General features: G+C 60.4%; 10 protein-coding genes and 1 tRNA gene. 4 read left to right on the top strand and 7 right to left on the bottom strand.

Going from position 1 to position 8,303, the window contains the following annotated elements; genetic code table 11:
* The 4 genes from ABUA09_RS13305 to ABUA09_RS13290 all read left to right on the top strand — a co-directional run bounded on the left by ABUA09_RS13305 (position 1) and on the right by ABUA09_RS13290 (position 2,636).
* A tRNA-Gly gene (locus tag ABUA09_RS13305) sits at positions 1 to 76 on the top strand.
* A gap of 242 nt (positions 77 to 318) precedes the next feature.
* Complete coding sequence (locus ABUA09_RS13300) at positions 319 to 1,197, top strand: GDSL-type esterase/lipase family protein (RefSeq protein WP_278903948.1); 879 nt, start codon at positions 319 to 321, stop codon at positions 1,195 to 1,197.
* An 88-nt stretch (positions 1,198 to 1,285) separates the two neighbouring features.
* Positions 1,286 to 1,792 (top strand): RNA polymerase sigma factor, encoded by a 507-nt coding sequence (locus tag ABUA09_RS13295; RefSeq protein WP_075704774.1) that lies wholly within the window; start codon positions 1,286 to 1,288, stop codon positions 1,790 to 1,792.
* Complete coding sequence (locus ABUA09_RS13290; RefSeq protein ID WP_279204987.1) at positions 1,782 to 2,636, top strand: PdaC/RsiV family protein; 855 nt, start codon at positions 1,782 to 1,784, stop codon at positions 2,634 to 2,636. The genes ABUA09_RS13295 and ABUA09_RS13290 overlap by 11 nt, the downstream gene beginning before the upstream one ends.
* A gap of 73 nt (positions 2,637 to 2,709) precedes the next feature.
* Here the strand turns inward: ABUA09_RS13290 and obgE are convergent, their stop codons facing one another.
* The 7 genes from obgE to ABUA09_RS13255 form a co-directional block, all read right to left on the bottom strand.
* Positions 2,710 to 3,987 carry a GTPase ObgE gene (gene obgE, locus ABUA09_RS13285; RefSeq protein WP_195615258.1) on the bottom strand — a complete coding sequence of 426 codons (1,278 nt, stop codon included), beginning with the start codon at positions 3,985 to 3,987 and terminating at the stop codon, positions 2,710 to 2,712.
* 88 nt (positions 3,988 to 4,075) lie between these two features.
* Complete coding sequence (rpmA, locus tag ABUA09_RS13280) at positions 4,076 to 4,360, bottom strand: 50S ribosomal protein L27 (protein WP_033119121.1); 285 nt, start codon at positions 4,358 to 4,360, stop codon at positions 4,076 to 4,078.
* Between the two features lie 4 nt (positions 4,361 to 4,364).
* The gene (locus ABUA09_RS13275) at positions 4,365 to 4,700 is read right to left on the bottom strand and encodes a ribosomal-processing cysteine protease Prp (protein WP_033119120.1); all 336 of its coding nucleotides are present in this window, start codon (positions 4,698 to 4,700) and stop codon (positions 4,365 to 4,367) included.
* Positions 4,701 to 4,706: 6 nt separating this feature from the next.
* Positions 4,707 to 5,018, bottom strand: coding sequence for a 50S ribosomal protein L21 (gene rplU, locus ABUA09_RS13270; RefSeq protein WP_033119119.1), 312 nt, complete (start codon positions 5,016 to 5,018; stop codon positions 4,707 to 4,709).
* Positions 5,019 to 5,178: 160 nt separating this feature from the next.
* Complete coding sequence (locus ABUA09_RS13265) at positions 5,179 to 6,288, bottom strand: metallophosphoesterase (protein ID WP_033119118.1); 1,110 nt, start codon at positions 6,286 to 6,288, stop codon at positions 5,179 to 5,181.
* Between the two features lie 177 nt (positions 6,289 to 6,465).
* Positions 6,466 to 7,419 carry a 50S ribosomal protein L11 methyltransferase gene (gene prmA / locus ABUA09_RS13260; RefSeq protein ID WP_227151764.1) on the bottom strand — a complete coding sequence of 318 codons (954 nt, stop codon included), beginning with the start codon at positions 7,417 to 7,419 and terminating at the stop codon, positions 6,466 to 6,468.
* On the bottom strand, positions 7,419 to 8,291 hold the full coding sequence (locus ABUA09_RS13255) for a DegV family protein (protein WP_033119116.1): 873 nt from the start codon (positions 8,289 to 8,291) through the stop codon (positions 7,419 to 7,421). The genes prmA and ABUA09_RS13255 overlap by 1 nt, the downstream gene beginning before the upstream one ends.
* Between the last annotated feature and the right edge of the window lie 12 nt (positions 8,292 to 8,303).

The raw sequence follows: 8,303 nt of genomic DNA, 5'->3' as shown, positions 1-8,303 counted from the left end.
GCAGGTGTAGCTCATCTGGTAGAGCGCCACCTTGCCAAGGTGGAGGTAGCGAGTTCGAGCCTCGTCACCTGCTCCAGGAAAAGAAAGACACGACATATGTCGTGTCTTTCTTTTTTTAATTTGGCGGCCTTGGGACGCGTTGCGCCAAAAGAAAGATACGACTGCAGTCGTATCTTCCTCTTTATCCCCGCCATTGGGCATACCTTTCCCTTGCGCTGCAAAGGCTGCTCTTTTTTCCTCTTTTTTTATTTTTTCAGGCAAACTTTTTCTCCCCCTGTCGTGTCTAATCATCAGAAACACGAAAGGACGGGAACTCCCATGGTCCAGACCTCCAAAAACACTTCCGGCAAGCGGACCGCCCGGCGGAACCGCTCTGCGCTCCGCCTCCCCGTTGCCGTGCTCCTGATCTCCCTCACCCTGGTGGGTGGGCGCTCTCTGCTCTCTCCCGGCCAGGGCGCAGAAGCGCCCATGCTTCCGGAACCGGTCCCCGCTGTCACCCAGACGCCCTCCCCCACCCCGGTTCCTACCCCATTCCCTGTCCCTACCTCTCTCCCTGCCCGGGAGACGCATCCGTCCGCTCCTTATGACTACACCGTCCCCGTTCCCGCCTCCGACCCCGCCGAGGCTTCCTGGTTCTCCGACGCCGCTTTCCTGGGGGATTCCCTCACCGACGGCCTGCTCCTCTACAGCGGTATCCGGGGCGCCGACAACCTAGCCTATAAGGGCCTTACCGTGCAGTCCATCCGTACCGACAAAGTCATCAAGACCGACAGCGGCAAGGTGACTCCCCTGGAGGCCCTGGGCACCAAAACCTATGGGAAGGTCTATCTGCTTCTGGGCGTGAATGAGTTGGGCTGGTATAATGACCAGAGGTTCTACAAAGCCTACGGGGAGTTGCTCGATCTGGTGCGGGATGCACAGCCGGACGCACAGATCTATTTGCAGACCCTTCTGCCTGTGACCGCGGAAAAATCGGCCAGCCATGCTTATCTCACCAATGACAAGGTAGAGACCTACAATGCCCTCATCGCCGAGCTGGCCGCGGAGAAAGAGGTCTACCTGGTGGATCTCCACGCCGCCTTTGCAGGCGATGACGGCGCGCTGTGCCCGGAGGAGAGCACTGACGGCGTCCACCTCACCAAGTCTGCCTATCAGCGCTGGCTGGAGGTCCTGCGCACGCACACCGTCAGCGAATAGGCCACCCCTGCCCATTGCGGACCTTTCGCCTCGCCATCCACGGCCATGGATGCGCCCTATCCTAACAGAGAAAGAAGCTGCCGCCCCTTTGAGATCGACCGCCCCGGACACCCGCCAGCTCCTGGTGGACCATATCACAGCCGGACAGACGGATTTTTACCGCCTGGCGTTCAGTTATGTCCAAAATCGGGATGCAGCCCTGGATGTGGTCCAGGAGGCCGTCGTAAAAGCCCTCACCAAGGTGGACACGCTGCGGGAACCCGCCTATCTCAAGACCTGGTTTTATCGGATCTTACTCAATGAGTGCATGAACCACTTCCGGCAGAGCCGGAGACTTGTCCCCCTTGAAACGTCCCTGGACGAGCGCGCGGCCGAAGGGCGGGACCCGGGAGAGCGCCTGGACCTCTATGATGCCATCGGCAAGCTCTCCCCCCGTGAACAGGCGGTGATCCGGCTGCGTTTTTTTGAAGACATGAAACTGGAAGAGATCGCCCAGTGCACAGGGACGAACCTGAATACAGTAAAGTCCCGGCTTTACAAGGCTCTCAAGAAACTCAAGGAAATGACCGGAGAGGAGATCGAACATGAATCCTGAATTGGAGCGCGCGAAAGAGCGTTATCACAGTGTGGAGCCGCCGGAAGAGCTGGCCTTTGCGGTGGCCACCGCCGTCCGGGCGGGCGACCAGGCCCGCCGGAGCAGGCACGCCCTGCGCCGGAGCCTGGGCACAGCCCTGGCCAGCTGCGCCTGCTTTGTCCTTCTGGTCAATACCAGCCCCACCTTTGCCCAGGCGGTATATGAGGTGCCGGTGCTGGGCCGGCTCGCCCGCATTTTTACCGTTGCGGAATATCAGATTGAGGACCAGGAGCACCTCATCGACGTGCGTCTCCCGGCCCTGGAGAACACCGGCCACACTGCGCTGGAGCAGCGCATCAACACCGAGATATCCACCCGCATCCAGTCCCTTCTGGACGAGGCGGAGGAGAGGGCGCGGTCGGCCAGGGCGGCCTATATCGCCACCGGGGGCGAGGTGGAAGACTTTATGCCCGTTATCATCGATGTGGACTATGAGATCAAATGTCAAAATGACCGGTATCTCTCTTTCCTGATCACGGAAACAGAGACCCAGGCCACCGCCTTCCAGCAGCTCTATCCCTACAGCATCGATCTGGAAAGCGGAAAGGAGCTGACCCTTCGGGATCTGCTCGGCCCCGACTGGAAGGAGATCGTCAACGCCTCTGTACGGGAACAGATCGCCCAGCGCAGTCAGGACCCCGACCATGTTTACTGGGGCGGCGACGACTACAGCGAGGCATTTACCTCCATCCGGGACAACCAGCCCTTTTACCTGAATGAGGCGGGCCGTCCGGTGGTCCTGTTTGAAAAGTATGAGATCGCCCCAGGCTATATGGGCGTGCAGGAGTTTGAGATCCCATCGTAAGACTGAGGGCCGCTCCCCGTTGGGGAGCGGCCCTTCTTAAAAAGTGGATTCCCCACTTTTTGGACGATCTCATTTATCTCTGATATTCAAATTCCAGATTATAGAGGCACACGGTGTCTCCGTCCCGGACGCCCTCGGCCTCCATCCGGTCAAAGAGGCCGGACTCCCTCAGAATACGATCAAACCAGTTTCGAGACTCCACATCTCCAAAATTGACATTGGCCATCAGCCGCTGGAGCCAGGGCCCATCCACCATCCACACATCGTCCACCTTCTCGATGCTCACCTCTCCGCTGGTATCGATCTCCGGCGGAGCGGGTACATAGTCGGGTTCATACACGGTGATGGGGGGCAGTCCGGCAAGCTCTCCGGCTGCGGCGCGCATCAGCTCCTCCACCCCCTGGTGGGTGGCGGCGGAGAGCGTAAAGAAGCGCATCCCATGCTCCTCCACATGTGCCTTGAGCCTCTCCAGCAGGGCGGGGTCCTCTGCAATGTCCGCCTTGTTGCCCGCCACCAGCATGGGGCGGGAGGCCAGCTCGGGACTGTACTGCCGGAGCTCCTCATTGATGGTCTCAAAGTCCTCCACCGGGTCTCTGCCCTCCCGGCCGGATACATCCACGATATGGATGAGCAGACGACAGCGGTCCACGTGCCGGAGGAAGTCATGCCCCAGTCCGGCTCCCTCTGCGGCGCCCTCGATGATGCCCGGGATATCGGCCATGACGAAGGAGACCCCCTCGTCCACATAGACCACGCCCAGATTGGGAAAGAGGGTGGTAAAATGGTAGTCTGCGATCTTGGGCCGGGCCTTGGACACCACGGAAAGGAGCGTGGATTTCCCCACATTGGGAAACCCCACCAGACCCACGTCGGCTAACAGCTTCAGCTCCAGGACCACCTCCCGCTCTTGGCCGGGAAGACCGGCCTTGGCAAAGTTGGGGACCTGCCGGGTAGGGGTGGCGAAGTGCTTATTGCCCCATCCGCCATTGCCGCCCCGCGCCAGCACAAAGGGCTCCCGCGTGGACATGTCGCAGATGATCTGCCCGGAGGCCGCGTCCCGCACCACCGTGCCCAGAGGCACCTTGATGACCATGTCCTCCCCATCCCTGCCGGAACAGCGTTTTCCGGTGCCGTCCATGCCGTTTCCGGCCACATACTTGCGCTTATAGCGGAAGTCCATCAGGGTAGACATATGGTCGTCCACCCGCAGGATCACGTCGCCGCCCCGTCCGCCGTCGCCGCCGTCCGGTCCGCCCGCGGCCACATATTTTTCCCGGTGAAAGGACACGGCTCCGTTGCCGCCCTTGCCGGACTTCACCAGGATCTTTGCGGTATCCACAAATGCCGGCATGATGACACCTCCTGTATCTCTTCCCAATTTTCCCACACATAGAAAAGGCCCCGAACGACGCGCGTTCGAGGCCTTTAGTATGCCCAGGTTACTGCGCGATCTCCACAATGGAGACCTGCTTGCGGTCCTTGCCCAGCCGCTCGAACTTGACCTTGCCGTCCTTGAGGGCGAACAGGGTGTCGTCGCTGCCCTTGCCCACGTTGACGCCGGGGTGAATATGGGTGCCGCGCTGCCGCACCAGGATATTGCCGGCCAGGACGAACTGACCGTCGCCTCGCTTCACGCCCAGGCGCTTGGACTCGGAGTCACGGCCGTTACGGGTGGAGCCGACGCCCTTCTTGTGGGCGAAAAACTGAAGACCGATGTTCAGCATGGTATTACACCTCCATGTCTAAGACAATAATATGATCCGGATACTCCTCGTGCAGGTCCGCAAAGTAGACCATCATGGCTGTCAGAAGGGTCTGACATGTGCTCTCATTGGTCTGCCCCAACCCGCCGGGAAGCTTTAGGGAGATGGACGCATCCTTTTCCCGCACCTTCACCGCGGCTTCCAAACCCAGCACGTCGTTGACGGCGCACTCGGCCAGCCGGACCGCGCTGGTGACGGCTGCACAGAGGATATCCTCTCCCGCGGGGGCGAGGCCGCTGTGTCCCTTGACCTCAAAACCGGTGATCCGGCTGCCCTCGGAAGTAAATGTGACCTCGATCACTTGAACTCAGGCCTCGATCTTTTCGATCTGCACCTTGGTATAAGGCTGACGATGGCCCTGGCGACGGCGGTAGCCCTTCTTGGGGTTATACTTGAAGATCATGACCTTCTTGCCCTTGCCGTTCTTCACAACGGAAGCGCTGACTTTCGCACCCTCCACCACGGGGGCACCGAAGGTGGCCTTGTCCTCACCCAGCACAGCCAGGACCTTATCGAAGGTCACGGCCTCGCCAGCCTCGGCGTTCAGCTTCTCGATGAAGAGGGTGTCGCCCTCGGCCACCTTGTACTGCTTACCGCCGGTCTCGATGATCGCATGCATTCTTTTGATTCACTCCTTCATTACGGGCTCGCTGTCGGGGGAGGAGGGAAATCCCTCTCTTTTCTGCCGCGCGTGCGCGCTGGGGCGCTCCGCACTTTGTTCCCATTCAAAGCGGCTATAATAGTATATCAGCACGTTTCTGGAAAGTCAATGGCTTTTTTCAGCCCTTTCCAGGGGTTTCAAGCCCTCCAAAGTACCATCCGGTCACGCCGTTTTTCTTGCAGAGACAACCCCGGCTGGTCTCCTCCACAATGGAGAGCGCATCTCCCGGCTCCACCCCCAAGCGATAGTCGCTGATGTCCTCGCACCAGTCCCGGTCCCCTTGCCTCCTCAGATACTTGGTGGGCACCTCCAACGTCCGGCCCGTGGACGCCTGCCGGCACAGGGAAAATTCCTCTCCCCGCTCCAACACCTCCACGTCGTCGTCGGTCCAGTGGATCACAACGGCGTCCCGCCCTTCTTCCTGCCGGTCCAGCGCCGTCTTCACCGGGCAGTCGTCATAGCTGATCCAGGAGAACGCCTCGCTGCCCGCCTCCGGGATCACCAGCGCGTTGAGCTGTCCGTCCCGCTTGAGCACACAGCCGCCGTCGATGCTGATGATCTTCCGCGTCCGTTCGATGATGGGATTGGAACAGAGGCGGTCTCCCCGATAGAGTGCCACGGGCCAGTGCCCCACCACGCAGTATTTGGGGAAGACGCGGCCCTGACCCAGGAAATCGTCATTTTTCATGCACTGCCAAGCATCCAGCTCCTCCATGTGCGCATAGGAGGGCACCCCGCCATGGACAAAGACAAGGTGCTCAGACTCTAGAATGGTGGGCAGCGACCGCAGGAACTCCAGTTCGGACCGGAATCGCTCCAGCAACAACATCCGCAGACCGGGCAGGTCCCCGGGCCCTCTCACTTCCATCCCCGCCTCCGCGGCCATCTGCAAAATAAGCGCTCTCTCCCCCCACACGCTGAGGTAGAAGCGATAGAAATCCCGGCCCAGCTCCCCGTTACCATAGATAAAGTCCACCGCCAGATTGTCACAGTTGCCGCACAGAGCGTACACTGTGTGGGTGGCGGAGAGCTCCATGATGTACCGCAGCGTGGCCAGACTGTCCCGCCCCTTTTCCACCAGATCCCCCACCAATACCAGGATATCCTCCCTGGAGAAGCCTGCCTTTGCCAGAAGGGCCTGGAACCAGGGGAGATTGCCGTGGATGTCGCTGATGACCAGGATACGGCGCCCCGCCGGAAATTCTACTTGCTTGACCACTGCTTTCATGGGTTCACCTCGGAGAGATCATGATGATTTATTATACCATTTTTTCATGGAATGGGAAGCGGCCTGGGGAAAAGATCAGCGGGGTCGCCCAGCCTGAAAAAATCACAAAGAGCTTCGGAGATGGTCACAGCCATCTCCGAAGCTCTTTGTTCAGATCCGAATCGAAGGCGGCCGGTCTTATCCCTTCGCCACTTCCTGTTTGGCGGCCAGGGCCACCCAGCCATCCCGGTCCTTTCTGCCCACTACACGGAGGCCATTGCGCTCCAGGGCGGCGCACACCTCCTCCGCGCGGGTGTCGATAATGCCGGAACACAGAAATACCCCACCGGGGGCCAGCAGCTCTCTCGCAGGAAGAGACAGGGGAATGATGACGTCGGCCACGATATTGGCCAGCACCATATCGTACCTCTGCCGGGCCATCTCCGCCCGCAGCGCCATATCGGTGAGCACGTCGCCGGCCCGGACCGTATAACGGTCCCGCCCGATGCCGTTCATGGCCGCATTCTCATAGGCTACACCCACCGCTTTGGGATCGATGTCCACGCCTACGGCCTCCCGGCTGCCCAGCAGCAGGGCCGCGATGGACAAGATTCCGCTGCCACAGCCCAGGTCCAGAGCACTCTCCCCCTCCCGGGCAAACTCCTCCACCCACTCCAGGCACAGCCGGGTGGAGGCGTGAGAGCCGGTACCAAAGGTGAGCCCGGGATTCAGATACAGCGCCGTCCGGCCGTCCGGCACGGCCTCCCCACGCTCCCACTCGGGGACAATATACAGCCGCTGTCCCACAGCCATGGGTTTGTAGTACTTCTGCCAGCTTGTGGCCCAGTCGTTCTCCCGGAGCCTTGCGGTGGTATAGGGCAGGTCAATGCCCTCCATCCACTTCGCCAGTTGTCCCTGTCCGTCGGCGTCGTCGGTGACATAGAACTTGATGCGGGCCGCTCCCTTCATGCGCTCCAGAAGCTGGTCATCCACATAGTCCCAATACTGCCGGTTCTGTTCCAGGAAAGACTTGAAATCCTCCTCGTCCTCAATGACAAGGCCGGTGGCGCCGTTTCCCGTGAGCCTGGCGGACAGGCTGTCCAGCTCCGCTCCGGTGGTCTCCACCGTGACCTCCAGCCATACGGCATCCATCAGCGCTCTCTCCCCATGAAGAAGAGGGCCATTGTGCCCGGGCCGGAGTGGGCCCCGATGACCGGGCCCACATTATTGATGATGATCTCCTTTACGCCAAAGCGTTTGCGCACATCGTCGGCCACCCGCTCCGCCTCCTCGAGACAGTCACCGTGGCTGATAAATACGGTCTGCGCTCCGGGATCGATGGCAGTCTGCTCCATGTGGTCGACCAAGGCGGTCAGGGAGGCGTGACGCCCTCTGGCCTTGCCCATATTGATGAGGTGCCCCTCGTTGTCCACATGCAGGACCGGCTTGATCTGAAGCATGCTTCCCACCACGGCGGTGGCGGCGGAGACCCGTCCGCCCCGCTTGAGGAAGTGGAGATCATCCACGGTAAACCAGTGGCACAGGTTAAGCTTGTGGGCCTCCGCCCAGTCCCGAACCGCCTCGATGCTACCGCCCTTGTTCTTCTCCTGCACGGCGTACCAGACCAGCAGCCCCTGGCCCAGGGAGGCGCAGAGGGTGTCCACCGTATAGATCTTGCGCTCCGGGTACTTGGCGGCAAGCTCCTCCACGGCAATGGCGGAGGACTGGTAGGTGGCTGAAAGGCCAGAGGAAAAGGCTAGGATCAACACATCCTTTCCCGCCTGCAGCATGGGCTCCAGCAGCGCCGTGAACTCCCCTACATTGACGGCGGCGGTGGTGGCCATCTCGCCGTCACGCAGCATTTTATAAAATACCTTGGGGTCCATCTCCCGGTCATCCGGGTAATTGTGATAGGTCTGCCCCTTCACGGTGAAGGAGAGCGGCAGTACCTCCACGCCCAGCTCCCGGACCAGGTCCTCCGGCAAATCGGCGGAAGAATCGGTGACAATGACAAAGTCGTTCATTTTATTGATAAC

The organism is Intestinimonas sp. RTP31139st1_F5_RTP31139_211217 (genome assembly GCF_040226735.1).
Taxonomy (GTDB): domain Bacteria; phylum Bacillota; class Clostridia; order Oscillospirales; family Oscillospiraceae; genus Intestinimonas; species Intestinimonas butyriciproducens.
This window is presented reverse-complemented; position numbering and strand designations above follow the sequence as displayed.

What these genes read in the sequence shown, in the direction of transcription:
- ABUA09_RS13300 (WP_278903948.1), top strand. Translation starts at nt 319, where the DNA reads ATGGTCCAGACCTCCAAAAACACTTCCGGCAAGCGGACCGCCCGGCGG.
- ABUA09_RS13290 (WP_279204987.1), top strand. Translation starts at nt 1,782, where the DNA reads ATGAATCCTGAATTGGAGCGCGCGAAAGAGCGTTATCACAGTGTGGAG.
- obgE (WP_195615258.1), bottom strand. Translation starts at nt 3,987, where the DNA reads ATGCCGGCATTTGTGGATACCGCAAAGATCCTGGTGAAGTCCGGCAAG.
- rpmA (WP_033119121.1), bottom strand. Translation starts at nt 4,360, where the DNA reads ATGCTGAACATCGGTCTTCAGTTTTTCGCCCACAAGAAGGGCGTCGGC.
- rplU (WP_033119119.1), bottom strand. Translation starts at nt 5,018, where the DNA reads ATGCATGCGATCATCGAGACCGGCGGTAAGCAGTACAAGGTGGCCGAG.
- ABUA09_RS13265 (WP_033119118.1), bottom strand. Translation starts at nt 6,288, where the DNA reads ATGAAAGCAGTGGTCAAGCAAGTAGAATTTCCGGCGGGGCGCCGTATC.
- prmA (WP_227151764.1), bottom strand. Translation starts at nt 7,419, where the DNA reads ATGGATGCCGTATGGCTGGAGGTCACGGTGGAGACCACCGGAGCGGAG.
- ABUA09_RS13255 (WP_033119116.1), bottom strand. Translation starts at nt 8,291, where the DNA reads ATGAACGACTTTGTCATTGTCACCGATTCTTCCGCCGATTTGCCGGAG.